20 protein-coding genes are annotated in these 17,788 nt (G+C 54.7%); 15 read left to right on the forward strand and 5 right to left on the reverse strand.

Features of this window, described 5'->3' with window-relative positions; translation table 11 throughout:
* Positions 1–21: 21 nt before the first annotated feature.
* A complete protein-coding gene (locus tag XX99_RS08345) occupies positions 22–402 on the reverse strand; it encodes a YybH family protein (protein ID WP_050058898.1) in 381 nt (126 codons plus the stop codon).
* Positions 403–568: 166 nt separating this feature from the next.
* Positions 569–940, reverse strand: a complete 372-nt coding sequence (locus XX99_RS08350) for a winged helix-turn-helix transcriptional regulator (protein WP_050058899.1) — start codon at positions 938–940, stop codon at positions 569–571.
* A 126-nt stretch (positions 941–1,066) separates the two neighbouring features.
* Between XX99_RS08350 and XX99_RS08355 the strand changes: the two genes are divergently transcribed.
* Entirely contained in the window at positions 1,067–1,939 is an 873-nt protein-coding gene (locus XX99_RS08355; RefSeq protein WP_082125383.1) for an SDR family NAD(P)-dependent oxidoreductase, read from the forward strand.
* Here XX99_RS08355 and XX99_RS08360 read toward each other — a convergent pair.
* Complete coding sequence (locus tag XX99_RS08360; protein ID WP_050058900.1) at positions 1,926–2,528, reverse strand: DUF417 family protein; 603 nt, start codon at positions 2,526–2,528, stop codon at positions 1,926–1,928. The genes XX99_RS08355 and XX99_RS08360 overlap by 14 nt on opposite strands.
* A 123-nt stretch (positions 2,529–2,651) precedes the next feature.
* Positions 2,652–3,149 carry a tautomerase family protein gene (locus tag XX99_RS08365; RefSeq protein ID WP_197081852.1) on the reverse strand — a complete coding sequence of 166 codons (498 nt, stop codon included), beginning with the start codon at positions 3,147–3,149 and terminating at the stop codon, positions 2,652–2,654.
* Positions 3,150–3,471: 322 nt separating this feature from the next.
* On the opposite strand from XX99_RS08365, the gene XX99_RS08370 reads away from it, so the two are divergent.
* The 5 genes from XX99_RS08370 (at position 3,472) to XX99_RS08390 (ending at position 9,177) form a co-directional block, all read left to right on the forward strand.
* A complete protein-coding gene (locus tag XX99_RS08370; RefSeq protein ID WP_050058901.1) occupies positions 3,472–6,417 on the forward strand; it encodes a PAS domain-containing protein in 2,946 nt (981 codons plus the stop codon).
* Positions 6,414–7,043, forward strand: coding sequence for a response regulator transcription factor (locus XX99_RS08375; RefSeq protein WP_050058902.1), 630 nt, complete (start codon positions 6,414–6,416; stop codon positions 7,041–7,043). Before XX99_RS08370 ends, XX99_RS08375 begins: the two co-directional genes overlap by 4 nt.
* A gap of 66 nt (positions 7,044–7,109) precedes the next feature.
* A complete protein-coding gene (locus tag XX99_RS08380; protein WP_082125385.1) occupies positions 7,110–7,490 on the forward strand; it encodes a response regulator in 381 nt (126 codons plus the stop codon).
* 4 nt (positions 7,491–7,494) lie between these two features.
* Positions 7,495–8,127, forward strand: coding sequence for an RNA polymerase sigma factor (locus tag XX99_RS08385; RefSeq protein ID WP_050058903.1), 633 nt, complete (start codon positions 7,495–7,497; stop codon positions 8,125–8,127).
* A 42-nt stretch (positions 8,128–8,169) separates the two neighbouring features.
* Entirely contained in the window at positions 8,170–9,177 is a 1,008-nt protein-coding gene (locus XX99_RS08390; RefSeq protein WP_050058904.1) for a LysR family transcriptional regulator, read from the forward strand.
* A gap of 142 nt (positions 9,178–9,319) precedes the next feature.
* Here the strand turns inward: XX99_RS08390 and XX99_RS08395 are convergent, their stop codons facing one another.
* Positions 9,320–10,711: a dihydrolipoyl dehydrogenase family protein gene (locus XX99_RS08395; RefSeq protein WP_050058905.1), complete on the reverse strand. Its 1,392-nt coding sequence runs from the start codon at positions 10,709–10,711 to the stop codon at positions 9,320–9,322.
* A gap of 482 nt (positions 10,712–11,193) precedes the next feature.
* Between XX99_RS08395 and XX99_RS08400 the strand changes: the two genes are divergently transcribed.
* From XX99_RS08400 to XX99_RS08435, 9 genes are all read left to right on the forward strand, one after another.
* The gene (locus XX99_RS08400) at positions 11,194–11,832 is read left to right on the forward strand and encodes an isochorismatase family cysteine hydrolase (RefSeq protein WP_050058906.1); all 639 of its coding nucleotides are present in this window, start codon (positions 11,194–11,196) and stop codon (positions 11,830–11,832) included.
* Positions 11,833–11,990: 158 nt separating this feature from the next.
* A complete protein-coding gene (locus XX99_RS08405; protein ID WP_050058907.1) occupies positions 11,991–12,335 on the forward strand; it encodes an EthD domain-containing protein in 345 nt (114 codons plus the stop codon).
* A gap of 465 nt (positions 12,336–12,800) precedes the next feature.
* Positions 12,801–13,184: a hypothetical protein gene (locus tag XX99_RS08410; RefSeq protein ID WP_050058908.1), complete on the forward strand. Its 384-nt coding sequence runs from the start codon at positions 12,801–12,803 to the stop codon at positions 13,182–13,184.
* Between the two features lie 544 nt (positions 13,185–13,728).
* On the forward strand, positions 13,729–14,295 hold the full coding sequence (locus tag XX99_RS08415) for a TetR/AcrR family transcriptional regulator (RefSeq protein ID WP_050058909.1): 567 nt from the start codon (positions 13,729–13,731) through the stop codon (positions 14,293–14,295).
* A gap of 40 nt (positions 14,296–14,335) precedes the next feature.
* Positions 14,336–14,785, forward strand: coding sequence for an NAD-dependent epimerase/dehydratase family protein (locus XX99_RS28005; RefSeq protein WP_231581204.1), 450 nt, complete (start codon positions 14,336–14,338; stop codon positions 14,783–14,785).
* Between the two features lie 260 nt (positions 14,786–15,045).
* On the forward strand, positions 15,046–15,369 hold the full coding sequence (locus XX99_RS28010) for a hypothetical protein (RefSeq protein WP_231581205.1): 324 nt from the start codon (positions 15,046–15,048) through the stop codon (positions 15,367–15,369).
* A gap of 64 nt (positions 15,370–15,433) precedes the next feature.
* A complete protein-coding gene (locus tag XX99_RS08425) occupies positions 15,434–15,997 on the forward strand; it encodes a TetR/AcrR family transcriptional regulator (protein WP_050058910.1) in 564 nt (187 codons plus the stop codon).
* Between the two features lie 63 nt (positions 15,998–16,060).
* On the forward strand, positions 16,061–16,840 hold the full coding sequence (locus XX99_RS08430) for an SDR family NAD(P)-dependent oxidoreductase (RefSeq protein WP_184084832.1): 780 nt from the start codon (positions 16,061–16,063) through the stop codon (positions 16,838–16,840).
* Positions 16,841–16,888: 48 nt separating this feature from the next.
* Complete coding sequence (locus tag XX99_RS08435; RefSeq protein WP_050058911.1) at positions 16,889–17,758, forward strand: SDR family NAD(P)-dependent oxidoreductase; 870 nt, start codon at positions 16,889–16,891, stop codon at positions 17,756–17,758.
* The last annotated feature ends 30 nt before the right edge of the window (positions 17,759–17,788 follow it).

The following is a 17,788-nucleotide window of genomic DNA, read 5'->3' on the forward strand; positions in this document are numbered from 1 at the left end:
CAAAGCTCGACAACCTGGGTCTCAGCTGATGTTCCAGATGTCCTTGTCCCACAGCCATTGGCCGTCTTCCTGCTTCCAGTGCACGACGTACTTGGCGGTCGCCGATCCATTTTCCCCAAGGTTCAACTCTGCCTCACCGACTTCGACTGCGGTGTTGCCGGTTATCTCGATATTCAGCGTGGCCAGCTTAGCCCCCTTGATTCCCAACGCGGTGAATCCAGCCTGCCAGAATCCCCTGATAGCCTCTCGCCCATTCATGAGTGACGCCCTTCGCGGAAGAATTTGAGCGTCGGCTGTATACACACGGTTTATCCCGTCAAGGTTTCCTTGGCCTACAACCCCGAGACAGAATCGCCGGCTTGTCTCCTGCACCGCTCTGAGAACGTCGTCAGACGGAACCATACGCACCCCTCAATCAAGCAATCCAATCAGACAGGACTGCCTCCAACAGGACCCTGCAGATCCCATGGTCATGCTCAGGATGCGCCCACAGCTTACCAATTACCCAATACTGTTTGCCCAAGACTTTGATTGTTTCTGCTTATGAAGGAAGGGACGGTGTCTTCGATCACTTCTTGCACGTTTTGCCGTCGTAACGCGCCTGCGCTGCACGAACGGCAGCAGAATAGGTGGCGGTCCACTCATAGAGCGCCGCCACCGGAGTTTCCAATGTATCGCCCAGCTTCGTAAAGGAATACTCCACACCGAGAGGAGATTGGGTGAGAACCCGGCGCTGCACCAGCCCGTTTCTCTCCAATTGCCGTAGGCACTGTGTCAGCGTCTTTTGCGAGATTCCGGGCACAGCGCGCTTGATTGCATTAAAGCGTGCGCGGCCCTCGTTGTCGCAAAGCGCTCCCAACACGAGAAGGGTCCATTGGCCAGCTATCTGGTCCAACAGAACCCTATCCAGGCGAAGCGACATGGCTACGGTTTTGCTCATCGGTTACCTCAACGCTACCTAGTGTCACCTAGGTGCGTAATTGACACTAGGTTTCTAAGGAATACCATATGCATGGAACGAGCGAGCAGTTTTGTTGGGTAACTCGTTGAGCTCGAGAGGAGAAAGATGGGAGTTTTGGACGGTAAAGTTGCGGTTGTTACAGGTGCCTCAAAAGGCATCGGGGCCGGCATTGCAAAAGGTTTGGCCGCTGCAGGAGCGATGGTTGTTGTCAACTACGCCACAAGCAGAGAAGGTGCCGACAGGGTGGTCGCGGATATCGTCGGCCAGGGCGGCAAAGCGATCGCAGTACAGGGAAGCATCGCCAACTCTTCGGATGTGGAGCGGCTCTTCGAAGAGACCGTGAAGGCCTTCGGGACAGTCGATGTGCTTGTCAATAATGCGGGCGTGTACTCCTTCGGCCCCTTGGAGTCCGTCACGGAGCAGGAGTTTCATAGGCAGTTCAATACCAACGTGCTCGGTATCTTCCTCAGCACACAGGAGGCAGTCAAGCGCTTCGGGGCAAACGGTGGCAGTGTCATCAATATTGGGACCGCGGGAACCCAGGTGACATCACCTGGGACGGTGCTCTATACCGCGACCAAAGGTGCCGTCGACTCCATAACGCAAGTACTTTCAAAGGAACTAGGACCGAAGAAAATTCGGGTGAACTCGATTAATCCAGGCGGCACGGAGACCGAAGGCGCTCATGCAATTGGCGTCATAGGAAGTGATTTCGAAAAGCATCTCGTCTCTCAGACGCCGCTTGGCCGCTTTGGGCAACCCTCGGACATTGCGCCGATTGCCGTTTTTCTGGCGTCAGATCAATCCGGCTGGCTTACCGGCGAGACCCTGATCGCTTCGGGGGCATGCGATAACGGAAGCAAGGATGCGTTTCCGGCCGTTTGGCAGGCAAGAAACGTATCCTCCGCTGATTTATCTACCAAAACTTTTCTTCCCATTTCTGCAGGTACGTACCTCGTGCAAATCACAATCCGGTGAGTGACAGCTTCTTCTTGGCTGCTTCCGCCATGGTGACCACGGCTGCGCCTAACATGATCACGTCCTTAATGATGAGCCGACCCGCTATCGATAGATAGGGAAAGCCATGCGCTGAATCACCAAGGGCTGGAACCCATGCCTCGGGAGTAGTAATAAGGAACGACAATGTCGTGAACGACATCAGGATCAAAAGAAAACTGCCCACGGTTGCGACGCCCGGTGCAAAACCATAACAGGCGATCATGAGACCAATTGCCACGATCACACACCCAAGGACGTGCGCAAATGGGTAGGTTCCATTGCTGACTTGCCACTCCCGATTGCCGGGCTTCAATTCTCCCTCGTGATTCATATGCTCGCGATAATCGGGCGCCGGGTGGTGGTAAAAGAAACTCATTAGTGGACTGTTTGCGACCAGCGGTACGATTCCGTCTGCTTCGTAATCTGCAAACTTTAGGCCTCCAATCCAGATCAACACGACAACAAGCGCGAAACGCAAGAGTCGCATTCCAACGACATTCGCTCCTGAAGCGAGAATCAGTGCTCGTGTAAATACGCTGGCCGCGTGATAGCCACCTTCACTGCTCATACGTTGCACTATGGCGTTCCTTTCGTTTCTCGTGAAGGGAGCAGACGGTCTTCTCGCCGGACTGAAATGGGAGAACTACACTCGGGCGCTCCTTGTCTTTGCCGCTGGGTAATTGCTCCCAATCTATAAAACAAAGCTGTCCCGGTCAGTTCCAAGGTTGACAAGATAATCCTTGAGCGATTCGGGCAATCCGTTGAACCACTCCCGCTCCGCACCAGGTTCCGGCAACACGTGTCCGTACTCGACCATGTCGGTTGGTTCGAGATTGTTGAGATAGACCCAGATTGACTCCTCTTTGAGCCTTGCGATTTTGGCTACAGCCCGCATCATCCCAAGCATCATCTTCGTCTTTTGCTCTCTGGTCCTTCCGGAGCGGATATGACCGTAGATCCAAATATGATTCACGGTAAGCTTCCCTCCCAGGAACCTGTCCTCGGAGCCCCTTTCTTCAATGACGACCTGAACAAAGAATGGAGGCGCCCCAGTCGCTTCACTGTGGCTGTGGGAAATCGCCTCTGCGATCGCCGCCTTCTGTGTGACGGTGAGCGAACCCGCCGGAACCTGGCAAACGTATGTAGGCACGAAAATGTCTCCGGAGACTTGGTAAGCAACAACTTCCAAGGGTTGTCGCGATTAGGGAGCCTCAAATATTTGATTCCGATTCTGCATCGACGCCGCCTGAAAAGTTTTCATATCTATCATTCCCAAAACGCAATTCTCCTCATTCATTGAGCATTGCTCACGGAGCCTGATAGTCGGCAGTCACCATGTTGCTTCGAAGTGACGCATACCCCATCTGCCTAAGGCTCTTGAGCATCCGCGCCTGGATCAGTCTTCAAGCGGCATGCTCATGGGTGGCTTGGATAGACCTGACAGTTCGCTTTAACGTTGGTGTAGGATGTATACACACCGAGTGCGTGTCAAGGCCCGGGATGGTCTCCGGATGAACAGTACGTTCACACTTCGACGCTATGGACTAGCCACGATTTTCTGTGCACTGGCCACAGCGCTGGCGTTGGGTCTGGATGCGCCTGCATCCTGCTTTAGCCTCGCCATCGTGGTGAGCTGTTTATATGGCGGCCGAGGCCCGGGGTTACTGTCCATAGGACTGAGTACTCTGGCCTTTGATTATTTCTTCTTGTCACCGCGATTCCGCTTCTCCGTCGCACGCGAATCATACCTGCAATTATTTGCATTCCTCGTGGCGGGAATCGTTATCGCGATCGTGATCGACTCCAAACGGAGGATAGAGCAACGTCGAAAAGAAATCGCGGCGGAGTTACATAAGAGTCAATCCTTCCTTGAAGAAGCACAAAGAATCAGTCACGTCGGGAGCTTTGGTTGGAGCCCGCTCACCAACAAACTCTATTGGTCTGCGGAGACACTTCGAATCGCCGGTTACGACGTATCGGTCGTTCCTACTCTCGATCTGTTGTACGACCGAGTCCATCCAGATGACAGAAGCGTGGCCGAAGAACTCCTAGAGAATGCCTCTCGAACCGGGTCGGACCTTGATTTCGAACACCGCTTCCAGCTAATGGATGGGACAGTTAAGTACGTCCATGTCGTTGCCCATGCTCATCGAGATGACGCCGGAGACCTCCAGTACATCGGAACCGTTATGGATGTGACGTCGATGAGACGCTCAGACGCATCCTTGCGCGCGAGTGAGTTCAACTTTCGATTGATCGTTGACAGTCTGCCGGGCCAGGTCTGTAGTTTGACTCCATCTGGAGAAATCGAGCACGTCAATCAAGAGGTCCTCGATTATTTCGGCAAGACCTTCCAGGAGCTGAGAGGATGGGCTCACAACGACCTTGTCCATCCAGATGACCGAGCGCGGGTGATTAGCTCTCGGCTCAGCGCCTTCGAAAAAGGACAGCCCTACGATCTGGAACACCGACTGCGTCGTGCCGATGGCGTCTACCGTTGGTTCCACGTTCGAGGCATTCCTTTACCCGACAAGAATGGAGGCGTTCTCCGCTGGTACAACCTGCTCTCTGACATCGATGAGCGAATCAAAGCAGAAGAAAGTGCGCGTGCGCGAGAAAACACGTTTCGCCTGATAGTGGACAGCATTCCAGGTCTTGTTTGCACGAATACCCCTGCCGGCGAACTTGAGTTCGTCAACCAACCTCTCCTCGACTACACAGGTACCACTCTGGAGGCATTGAGAACCAGTTGGCCAATGCTCCTCCATCATGAAGACCGAGATGAAGTACTGAAGCTGTGGGGTCATTCGGTGCAAACCGGTGGAACTCTCGACGTCGAATTCCGCTTACTCCGTGCGGACGGTGTATTCCGTTGGCTCCACGCTCGAGTCGTTCCACATTACGATATTGAAGGCAATATCGTGCGTTCCTATGGTCTCATTACTGACATCGAAGATCGAAAACGAGCGGAGCAAGCTCTCCAACGAACGGAACGTCGATATCGTCTTGTAGCCGATAGCATCCCAGGTCTGATATACACAACGACTGCCGCCGGCGAAATGCAATTCGTCAATCAGAAGATGCAAGAATTTCTGGGTGAGCCACTGGAAACAATTACAACCTGGACACCATATCTGCATACGGACGACATCGTGAATTTCACAGATCTGTGGCGGCGTTCGGTAGAAACTGGAGAGTCCTTCGAGGCGGAGTGCCGAATGCGCCGAGCCGACGGCGTATACCGCTGGCTTGAAGTGCGCGGAAGTCCATTGCGGGATCCGAACGGGCGTATAGTTCGCTGGTACCATCTTGCCTCGGATATCGAAAATCGGAAGCGGATCGAGGAAGTGCTCGTTGCCAGTGAAAGCAGTCTCCACCAAACTATTAATGCAATTCCAGGGTTTGTATGGTCGACTCACGTCAACGGCGAACCAGAATTCTATAACCAGCATTATCTTGACTACCTAGGCATCTCCGCCGAAGAGTTGCCAGGTTTGGACTGGAGAACTGATGTCTACCCGGAGGACTTGCCCACTCTTGGAGCAGTATGGCAGTCCCTCAGGGCTTCGGGGAGCCCGGGCGAGTGCGAAACGCGACTGCGTAGATTTGATGGAGAATACAGGTGGCTACTGTTCCGTGCCAACCCGTTTCGAGATGCGGCCGGCAACATCCTTAGGTGGTACGGGATAGCTATAGATATCGACGACCGAAAGCGGTCAGAAGAGATATTACGCAACACTGAATCTCGTTTGTCGCGGGCCACTCAGATCGCAACTATTGGGGAACTTGCGGCATCGATCGCGCACGAGATCAACCAACCGCTGGCCGCCCTAGTCGCCAACAGTCACGCTTGCCTCCGATGGCTTTCAGCAGAGCCGCCCAATCTAGTCAAGGCCTTTGAAACCGCCGAGATGCTCGTGCGGGACGGCAAGAAGGCTGGAGACGTTGTAAAGAGATTACGCTCTCTTTTCACTCGCAGCGCAAAGATGGAGAGAATCGATGTCGACGTCAACGACGTCATTGGTGAAGTTCTTCGTCTTATTCAGAGCGAAGCGACGAGAAGAAAGATCCTCGTGGAGGCCGATTTGAGCCCAGACATGCCTTTCGTCTCAGGTGATCGCGTGCAGCTGCAACAGTTAGTCTTGAACCTGTTTATCAATGGGCTGGAAGCAATGGATCCTGTGCAGAATCGCCCTAAGAGACTCTTCGTCACCTCCAAGCTCGATGACACTCACAACATCCTTGTTGAAATACGGGACAGTGGGATGGGGATCGACGATCCGAACAAAATCTTTGAGGCATTTTTCACTACAAAAGAGAACGGTATGGGCATGGGTCTCGCGATCTGCCGATCCATCGTGGAGGCCCATGGAGGCAGGCTATGGGCAGTACCGGGTAATACCCTCGGTTCGACCTTCTTCTTCACTCTCCCAGTCCAGTCTGGAGGTTCGGCATGAACACGGATCAGTCATTTGTGCTGCTCGTCGATGACGACCTTAATGTCCGGGAGGCAGTATCCAATCTCCTCTCCTCGATGGGATTTTGGGTGACTTCATTTGGTTCCGCTGAAGAGTTTCTGGGATACCCTAAGCCAGAAGCCCCAACCTGTCTCATCCTGGATCTCGAACTTCCCAATATCAATGGCCTCGAACTCCAGCAGAGACTCGCAGCTTGCGTTCCGCCACCAATTATTTTCATTACAGGACACGGCGACGTCCCATCTTCGGTTCGCGCTATGAAGGCCGGCGCGATCGAGTTCTTGTCGAAACCGATCGGCGACCAGGAACTACTGGAAGCAGTGGAGCTGGGTATTGCCATCGATCGAAAGGCACGTGAGACAGCAACGAAAGTCGCGGACTTGCAAAAGCACTACGACAGTCTCACACCTCGCGAACGAGAGGTACTTCCTTTCGTCGTCGCGGGGTTCGCGAACAAGCTGACGGCTTCGGCTCTCGGAAAAAGCGAGATAACGATAGGCGTACTGCGAGGGAGGCTTATGCGCAAAATGGGGGCTCAGTCCTTGGCAGATCTGGTCAGAATGTCTGACAAACTTGGTGTGGCACGCGCTCTTAGGCCCTCGTAAATAAACCTATATATGGCCGCCCTTCTCTTTTCTGCCTACGATGATCGGTAGTCGGGGGACTCTTGAATGGGCGTACTGTCACAACATATCGTGGTTGGCGTAGACGACGACTATGGCGTCAGAGAGTCCCTTAGAAATCTGATGGAGTCAGCCGGGTATGCACCCGAGGTCTTTCCTTCAGGAGAAAACTTTCTTCAGTCTGGAATACTTGCCAGCGCCAGCTGCCTAATCACCGACGCCCGGATGCCCGGAATGGACGGAATCGAGCTGCAGCGCCGCGTCAGGCTGGAGAGGCCCAAGCTGCCTGTCATCTTCATATCGGCACACAACGACAAGGAAACTCGACAGCGAGCGCTCAATGGGGGCGCCATCGATTTCCTTTTCAAGCCGTTCGATGGAGCAAACCTGCTGGAAACCATTTATAGGGCCGTGATGACGGGAGATTAGTGCGATGAATCCATACCACCCGATATTTGACGATCTTGATGCGGCTCGCAGTGACGACTGCCATATGACTGAGCAGCGCCTGCTCTCTGCAGCTCAGGCTGGCGATGAGCGTGCTTTCCTTGAACTGTGTAGAAGCAGTTCAAGACAGGTTCTGAGGTCGATCAATCGAATCACGAGGAACAAACACGATTCCGAAGACGTACTGCAGGAATCCTTGATGAAGGCCTTCGTTCATCTGAGTCGCTTCGATGCCCGCTCAAGCTTTGCTACCTGGCTGACGCGCATCGGCATCAATTCGGCACTGCAGCTCCTGCGAAAAAGGAAGAAGAGTTTGGAAATCCCCGTGGAACGGTCGCTCGACGGAGGCGACACATGGGAAGACCGGGACATCCCCGACACATCGTTGGATCCAGAGGCTCGGTACATGGCCTTCGAGCAAAGCGTGCGCCTTCAAAAAGCGATACGGGGACTTCCCATGGCGCTTCGTTGCGTTGTCAGGACACGACATTCCGAGAACTGCTCGATGCAGGAACTTGCAGACACAGTCGGCATTTCCGTCCCTGCTGCAAAATCCCGGTTGGTGCGGGCGCGGGCAGCATTGGGCAAGGCGCTCGTCTTGTCGACACCGAGGTGCTGAAGGGAGTCGAGAGCCAGAACCATGGCTCAATAGGGGGGAAAGATGAATCTCTTCGATTTGGAATCATTTGTTGCAGTTGTCGATAGTGGCTCGGTCATGGCAGCGGCGTCACGCCTACATCTGACGCAATCCGCGGTTTCCCGTCGTGTTCAAAGCCTTGAGGACGAGCTGGGCGTCTCTCTGCTCAATCGTCAGATGCGGCCGCTGCAGCCTACAAGGGCCGGGCAGACTGCTTATGATCTGGCGAAGCCGATCCTGGCGAATGTCATCAATCTCAAGTCAACGATGGTGCACAACGGCGAACCATCCGGAGAGTTTCGATTCGGTATGGTTCGCGGTCTGGGTGATCTCGCACTTCTGGATCCCGTAAAGTGTCTGCGAGATCAGTTCCCGCAACTGCAGCTTCATGCCTACGTCCAGGGGACAAAGACCCTTCTGGACCGTCTTCATAACAAGACGATTGACGCAGCTGCTCTGCTCTTCTCTCAGGGCACCGAACCACCTACCAGTCTCATCACAGAATATCTCGGGAAACAGTCTGGCATCGTTGTAGCTTCAAATGCATTGTCGTACCCCGATGACCTGACACTCCGGGAGCTTACCTCGCATTCGTGGATTGTGAATGCGGAGGACTGCGGTACACGCCGATCATTAGAGGATGCGTTCAGCCGCAAAAACATGGAGCTCCGGATAGCAATTGAGGCAGACGGCAAGGACTTTCAACTTTCAATGGCTTCTCGGGGCATGGGACTAGCGGTAATACCACCCCAGGTGTACCAAACATCGCCATATCGCGATCAGCTTCAGGTACTTCATATCAGCGACTTCTCGCCCGCGCAGGATGTGTGGATTGCGCAGTTGAAGTATATCGGGCATCAGGAAAAAGCAGTTGAATGCCTTCGCGACGCGGTGTTGCAGTATCTGCAAAGAATGGAAGAGGCCGCGCTGCTGAGTGAGGAGCGTCCGAGTTTTCTCAACTCTGAAGATGAGATATCCGACGATGTGAGCACCTCGCAAATCCTCGCGGCCACCTGCGGGGCCTCGGTATAACGGCAAGCGTCGACGACATGGCCTCTTCAGCTGTCTTGCTCAGCCCCCTTCCCAGCTCTTGAGCAACGTTGGCTGTGAGGGCGGACCGAAATCAAGTCTGTTTAACTTCACATGGAGAGACTTATTTGGTGCCAAGAGCTACTCACTTTTTGAGTGGCCCTGTAGAGAAAAGACTCTGCAGTCCCTCGGAGAAAGTGGGATGCGCTATGATCAGCGATCCTATCGCGGTATAAGGCAGGCCAGCGCTCATGGCCAGTTGGACAACCGGCAGAAGATCGCCCGAGCCAACTCCGAAGCCTATAAATCCCAGGATTCGGTCGTCATCTGAAATGAGAGCCTTGAGAAACCCACGTGTCTCGCCAAGAGTCCGAGTGCGAAGAACCGCGAGCATCGGGATCTTGATCAGCCGATAGGAAATCCCTTTGCGTTTGGCTTCCGATTCATTGAGGCCCACCCGGGCCAGCTCGGGGTCAATGAAAATGCAAGACGGTGTCTGACGGCCGGTTGTGGAGCGCTGCCCACCGGCAAGGTTGTCGCGCACGATACGGAAGTCGTCAAAGGAAATATGTGTGAAATGAGGCGATCCTGCGCAGTCGCCCATTGCCCACACCCCGGGAACCGAGGTTTCCAGTCGCTCATTGACTTGAACATGACCGGAGGGAGTCGTCTTGATACCAACGACCTCAAGACCCATATTTTCAGTGTTGGGTGTGCGTCCGGTGGCTATCAATAAATGGGAACCCTGGACAGAGGTCTCACCATCACCTCGCTGGACGTGAAGTGTGACGGACTGGCCTGAGATTCCTTCAACGCAAGTAATTGTCGAACTGCTGAGTATTTCGATGCCCTCATCATGAAAAAGCTGTGCGATGCCATCGGATACGTCGGGATCTTCCCAATGGGCCAAGGCTTGGCTGCGTTCGATGATGGTAACGCGAGCACCAAAGCGACGCATGGCTTGCGCGAATTCAAGGCCTACAGGGCCACCGCCGAGAATCAAAAGGTGCTCTGGAACAACGTTGAGCTCGAGGACTTCTACATGCGTAAGAGGTCTCGATTCGATAAGCCCGGGAACGAGGTCGATGGTTGCACGCGAGCCAGTATCGAGAAAGATGCGGTTGGCCTTCAGGGCGCGGGTCCCTCCGGCTTTGAGCGTAACCTGTACCGTCTTCTCACCGACGAATCGACCGAAGCCCATGATGATCTCGGCGTGACTCTTCTCGTAGTTTGAGATATGAACCTGCCGAAGTCCGTTGACCATTTGTTTCCGGCGGGTGCTTACGGCAGACATGTCGACTTTCCCATTGTCCTGCGTCACTCCAAATTCCGCCCCGCGCCGGAAGTAAGAAGCGACTTTGGCGGAGTGGATGATGTTCTTGCTGGGTAGACACGCCACGTTCGGACACGCTCCCCCAACTTGCTTGTCCTCGACATTGGCGACCCGTTGACCTTTGGAGGCGAGATGCCAGGCCATGTATTTGCCTGCTTCACCGCTACCGATGACGATAGCGTCATATTCTTCCTGGATGGACACAGAACTACTCCTTTATCAGCTGAACCTAGGCGCTCGCAGGAACCACCGTTCGCCCGATCGTTTGAATCGAAACTCTTCTGTTCCGTAATGTCAGCGACACGGATGCAACGTCTCGGGAATGGCGCTGCATGTCGCTGAACTCGAAGTCTAAGACTGCGTTCTGATTGATTAGATCAGTGATCGTGACTCCATCGGTAATACAATCTAGGACCACTTTTGATAAGCCCAAGAGCGGGCTTCGACGGCAGGCAGTGCGAAGTTCGCGCCCATCGTCTAATGGTGCCCTGTAGTCCCAGCCGTTCTGCCGGTCACATTTCACGATAAGTAGAGACAATCAAAACCTCCCTAACACAGTATTGGCCAAAGCCGCAGCCGGCGGCGCATGATCACTGCGAATCGAAAGCAGATCTGTCTTTGTTCTTAATCTTCGGTCAGTGGGTAGCACCGCCATCACAGTTAAGCCATACAGTGAGGAATTTACGATGAGTACACCGACATTTGAAAAGAATCTGACGGGACTTCTGGTAGTTGACCCGTACAACGATTTCATCTCCGAGGGTGGCATACTCTGGCCACTCATTAAGGAAATAGCAGAAACCGTGAACTGCGTACCTAACATGCTTACGACTCTCCAGGCCGCTCGTGCCGCGGGTATACCGGTGTTCTTCGCCCCGCACCACCGGGACCAGGGACCTGAGGATGAAAGCAACACGTGGAAGTACATCGCACCGATTCAGACGTGGGGTCACGAACGACATCTCTTTACCGCCGGTTCGTGGGGCGGTACCTTTCGTGACGAATTTACGCCACTGCCTGGCGAAATCGTTGCCCAAGAGCACTGGTGCTCCAGCGGCTTCGCGAATACCGATCTGGATCTTCAGCTCAAGCGGCATGGGGTACACAAGCTGATCGTGATCGGCCTCCGTGCGAATACCTGTATCGACTCGACAGTACGTTTCGCTGTAGAGCTCGGATATGACGTGACCCTCGTCAAGGACGCGACCGCCAGCTATCAGTGGGAAGAAATGAAGATGACGCTCGAGGTCAACCTTCCTCTCTATGCCTGCCATATCATCAGCGCTGCTGATACGATAGCCGCGCTCAAGCAGACGGCCGCATAGTCTCAGAGTCTTTGCGGGACACTCGCTACCGATCTGTCAGGTCGTGACGCTGAGCCACCAAGAAGACCTGCAAGGTTCATCGGACTCCAGTTTCAGAACTGCTTCGCCCTAACAGGCATCACCCAAGTCAACTACTACTATCCGGAGAGGAAACAACAATGATCAAGCTAAGCATTCTTATGGTACGTCGAAGCGACCTGACATATGAGCAGTACATCGAGCATTGGCGCGATGTCCACGGTCCCCTTTTTGCCGCCCAGCCGGCATCGAAGCAGTACGTCCGGAAATATATCCAGAATCACGTCACGGGCGATGCGTTGCCGGGAACAACAGCCTCCAAGTTCGACGGCATCGCAGAGATCTGGTTCGATGACATCGCAGGCGCGAAAGCCTTCTTCGCATCGGACACCTACAGGCAAAACGTGATCCCAGACGAAGAAGCGTTTATGGATCGCAAGCGTTGCGAACTCTTATTTACCAATGAACACAACGTTATGCCATAGCGACGCAGTATCTCAATAGTCGCGGCCCGGATGTGGACCAGCGGCGCCTCGTTGTTCTGACGAAGGGCCGCACGGTCTCACGGTGCACCGCGACACATGCTAAAGGTGCTTAGGCGGAATGCCCAGCCGCCCCTGTATATCGCTCAGAGTGGGTTGGGTAACGGAATACACGCGCAATTCACTTCTCGCCCGTTCGTTGAACGCAGAGGGACGATGCCTCAATTCCATAGCGCGATATCAACGACAAGCATGGGGGGCTCGGCTCTTCATGTCGGGGCCATTCATGTTCGCGACTCGAAGCCCAGTAGAAGAACGTAGATTCAATAGATTCCCCGGACGCCGGGCAGGTTACTTGCAGACCGATTGCATCGAAATCCTCTAAATGCGCTGAAATTCAACCGGTAGTATGTCGAACCTTGTGGCCAATGAGCATGAGGACCCCACACAACTGACGGGAGAGCCCATATGACAGACGAACAAAAGAAGGCACTGGCAATCGATTTCGCGATGGCAGTAAAAACCTGCAATTCGGAAACGCTTCAATCTTTAGTCATGGACGATGTCATATGGAGTTTGCCTGGAACCAGTCTCATGTCTGGCGAAGTACACGGTGTCGACGGAATCTTAATGCGTGCGGAAATTTTGGACGCCTTTGAAGTAAACGTAAAAGTGGAGCATGTCGTCGTCGGCTACAAGAATATAGGTGTCCTCTTGCACAATACCGGAAGCAAAGGAGGGAAGATTCTTGACGAGCATCTCACGACCATCTTCATTCTCCGCAGGAACAAAATTCATCGTATGGAGACGTTGATCTCAGATGTTCCGATGCTTAACGCATATTTCGTATAGCATCTGATAGCCATTGTGAATACAGTTCGCGTCATCAGGCGACCAGCCGCTACCTGCATCGTGACCCAGGAAGCATTCAGCGTTGCCACGATGTCCAGCGGCTCGCCAAGCTGTCAGATCGGACAGAGAGCGCCTGAGCAAAGTGCCGACCAGCGATCAGGATTTGTCCATGCGGCCACAGCCGCAAGTGTATCGAAAATGGGATGACGAGTGCAGTTTTACAATCTACCACCTTAATAACCGGCGGCGGCCAAGAGATCTCTCCCTGATCGCGATAGTGTGCAGGATCAGCAGCTAGAAGTCGCCTTCGGGAAGTAATTCGTCCATCTCAATGAGTGACTTGGCGATTTACCGTCAACTGAGAATCCTGAGCAGCTCACTGACGAAAAGAGCGTTTTGGGGATTTAGCCGAAGTGGGGAACCGACCACCCGGCGTGGGCTTACTTACTCCATTACCCTTCCCAACGCTGAATCCGTCCCTCCTGCTCACCACGAAGCCTCCATGTCACAGTTAATACCGCTCCCGCCATGGAACAATAGGCGCATGGCATCCAAAACAAAGCCTAGCAAGCGTGACGCCATCCTCGATGCGATGCTGGACGTCGTTGTGGAACGTGGCTTTCACGAGGCTCCCATGTCACTGATCGCCGAGCGTTCCAACACCAGTGCCGGCCTCATCTATCACCACTTCGCCAGCAAAGAAGAGATCATCCAGGCGCTCTACGAGCGCATACACACACTCAAGATGGCCAGCTTCCTCGATGGCTTCACCCTGGAAATGGACCCGCAGCAGGCCTTCGTCCACGGCTGCGAAAGGATGTATCTTTTCTATCGCAAGCACCAGAAGGAAATGCGCTTCCTGGAACAATACAAAAACGCCGGCTTCGCCTGCCAGCCTGAACTTAATGCCACCGATCAGCGCGTCGCGGCCTTTCTCCAACGTTTCTCCAGCCGCTCCAAAGGCGGCGTCCTCAACGAGTGGCCCGCTGACGTCCTCCAGGAAATTACCATCGGCCTTATCGAGCGCCTCGCCCGACTGCCCCGTAAGCTATCCTCCGCCGTTCTGCGTGAGATCGCCGAAAGTCTGTGGGCGCAGGTCAAAGCAGAATAAAACAGAGTGAACGTTCGGTCTGTAGTGTATGCTCGTTCCTATGAACGAAGATCTCGTACTCGTCACTGGCGGCTCCGGATTTGTGGGGGCCCACTGTATCGACCAGCTTCTCCGCGCAGGCTATCGTGTACGCACCACCGTCCGGTCCTTGAAGCGTGAAGCCGATGTCCGGGCCATGCTGAACGTTGCTGGCTCTCCCCGGCTGGATGCTCTCTCCTTCGTCGCAGCCGATCTCTCCGCTGACGCCGGATGGACTGAAGCGGTCCAAAGCTGCCGCTTCGTCCTCCATGTCGCGTCACCCTTCCCCGGCAAAGCCCCAAAGCACGAAGACGAGCTCATCGTTCCCGCGCGCGATGGCACCCTCCGCGTTCTTCGTGCCGCCCGCGCCGCCGCGTTGAGCGAGTCGTTCTCACCTCCTCCTTCGTCGCTATCGGCTACGGTCAGAAGCCGCGCACGGCTCCCTTCGACGAGCGCGACTGGACCGATCTGAACGGTCCAGGCCTCACGGCTTACGCAAAGTCGAAGACCATCGCTGAGCGCGCGGCCTGGGACTTCATCGCAAACGAGGGCAACGGCCTCGAACTCTCTGTCATCAACCCTGTTGGGATCTTCGGCCCAGCCCTCGGTCCCGACTACGCAACCTCCGTTGAGATAGTGCAGCGTTTTCTCGATGGGGCCGTCCCAGTCTGTCCACGCATCTCCTTCGGTGGGGTAGACGTCCGCGACGTAGCTGACCTTCATCTGCGTGCGATGATAAGCCCCGCCGCCAAGGGAGAGCGCTTCCTCGCCGTCGCCGGAGATGTCATCAAGCTTATCGACGTGGCGATGATTCTGAAGCAGCGCCTCGGCCCCATCGCCCGTCGCGTACCGACCCGCGAGATGCCAGACTGGCTCGTCCGTCTTCTGGCCAGATTCATGCCCGACCTGCGGCTCATCGCACTCGAACTCGGCAACGTCCGAAACCTCACGAACGCCAAGGCAAAGCGCATCCTCAACTGGGCACCACGCTCCAACGAAGACTGCATCGTGGCGACAGCGGAAAGCCTCCAGCGCCTCGGTCTTCTGAAGGCCTAGCACAAGTGGTACAGACAGCGGAGTCGTTGTTGACTGGCTAGACGTTTACCTATAGGCTGGGTATATGCCAAGGCCGAAGAGCGACGAGAAGAGGGCCGCGATTCTGGAGGCGGCGACTCGCATCATCGTGATGCAGGGCCTGAGCGCGCCCACCATGGTCATCGCTAAAGAAGCTGGTGTCGCGAATGGATCGCTCTTCACCTACTTCGCGACCAAAACGGACCTCTTCAATCAGCTCTATCTTGAAATAAAAATGGAAATGGCGGCCGGTGCGATGAACTTTCCGGTGAACGCCGAAGTTCGTGAGCAGTTCTTCCACCTGTGGAGGAAATGGATGAACTGGGCAATCTCGAACCCGGATAAGCGGCGAGCGCTCGCACAGCTCAGCGTATCGGACGAGATCACTCCGGATACGCGTGCATCGGGACACGAGATGATGGCTCCTGTCGCCGACTTGCTGGAGCGTGCTCGCGCCCACGGATCTATGCAGAAAGTGTCAAAAGGTTTCCTGGTTGCGCTCATGAACTCTGTGGCGGAGGCAACGATGGATTTCATGACGCAGGATCCGGCCAATGCAAAGAAGCACAGCAAAGAGGGCTTCGATGCTTTATGGCGAATGCTGAGTTGATTTTTTTTGGCCCCCTAAGAACAACTGTCTAGACAGACAACATAGAATCAGAATGGAGAGAAAATGTCGATAGCAACGGATGCAGTTATCCCACCGAAGATTGCGATTGTGACTGGTGGCAGTCGTGGAATTGGCCGCAGTACGGTTGAAAGCCTCGCGAGACGCGGCGTCAGAACGATTTTCACGTATCACACGCATGGCACAGATGCGGAGGCGGTCGTTGCCGCAGCGAAAGACGCAGGAGCGGAAGCCATCGCCGTGCAACTGGACGCCGGCAACATTGCATCGTTGGGTGCCTTCGTAGAAAACGTGAAAGACGCTCTCGCTAAGCTCGGAGCGACGCGCTTTGATTTCCTGGTGAACAACGCCGGGAACAGCCATCGCAACATGCCGTTTGAGACGGCGACGGAGGAAGAACTCGACCGCATCTACAACGTCCACTTCAAAGGCGTATTCTTCCTCACACAGACGCTTCTTCCTCTCATCAACGATGGTGGCCGGATCGTCAACGTATCGACAGCTCGAACTCGCATGATCGGTCCAGGTGGTTCCGTTTACGCATCGATGAAGGGCGCGGTCGAGGTGCTATCGAAGCACATGGCAAAGGAGCTCGGCCCGCGGAGGATTGCTGTCAATGTCGTGGCGCCGGGCGCAACAGAGACAGATTTCAGTGGTGGGATCGTCCGCGACAATCCTGCCGTGAACAAGAGAGTGGCCGAGGGGACAGCACTGGGGCGAGCCGGTATTCCCGAGGACGTCGGTCGGATGATTGCGTCTCTGCTTTCTGAAGACAATCGCTGGATCAATGCGGAGCGTATCGAGGTAACGGGCGGCTACGTTTAGGCGGTCGATACACGTTAGCGATTTAGTTCCACAGAGAGGATTGCTTCAATGAAAACAATTGTTATGACAGGCGGAACTGCCGGTTTCGGAGCAGTTGCCGCCATGAGAATCTTCGACACTCCAAACACGAGACTGATACTGGGTGCACGCAACAGTAGGAATTCGCCGATCGAGACCCTGCCATTGGATCTGGCGCGTCTTTCGAATGTTCGGTCTTTCGTTCAGTCACTCGTGAAGAAGTTGGACGGCACAAAGATCGACAGCCTCATCATGAATGCCGGGGCTCAGTTCGGAAACACTAAGCAGCGGACAGGTGACGGATTCGAATCCACATTCGCAATCAACCACCTCGCGCACTATCTTCTCCTCAGGCTTCTGCTATCCTGCCTCTCGAAGAATGCCACCATAGTCATCACCACGAGCGATGTCCACGATCCCAAGATGGTTCCATTCGGACCGAAGGAACTCGATTCCGAGTCGCTGGCTCATCCCAAAGCTAAGGGCAAAGGCTTCATTCCGGGAATCAAGGCTTATGCAAGCTCGAAACTCTGTAATCTCCTTACTGCACGTGCCTTTGAGGCCTCAACCGATGCCCAGATGAATGGCATACGGGTCGTAGCCTACAATCCCGGACTCACGCCCGGCACATCGTTGTTTCGCGCGTGGCCCTGGTGGGCAAAGTTGATGATGGGGGTCGCTTCTAAACTTCGCCCGGCAAATACGCTCGAGCAGGCAGGGAATGCGATTGCCGATCTGGGGCTCGGAACGACTGTGCCGCCGTCTGGCCGCATATACGCCTCACTGGTGAAGGGCAAACTGACGTGGCCGGATCCTTCGGAACTGGCGCAAAGCGACACAGCAATGCGGGGGCTGTGGGTGGAAAGTGCGCAGATGCTTGGTCTGCCCGAACAAGCTTAAGGGGAAACACTAACGCCCGCTAAATCCGCC

It is taken from the genome of Silvibacterium bohemicum (assembly GCF_001006305.1).
Classification (GTDB): domain Bacteria; phylum Acidobacteriota; class Terriglobia; order Terriglobales; family Acidobacteriaceae; genus Silvibacterium; species Silvibacterium bohemicum.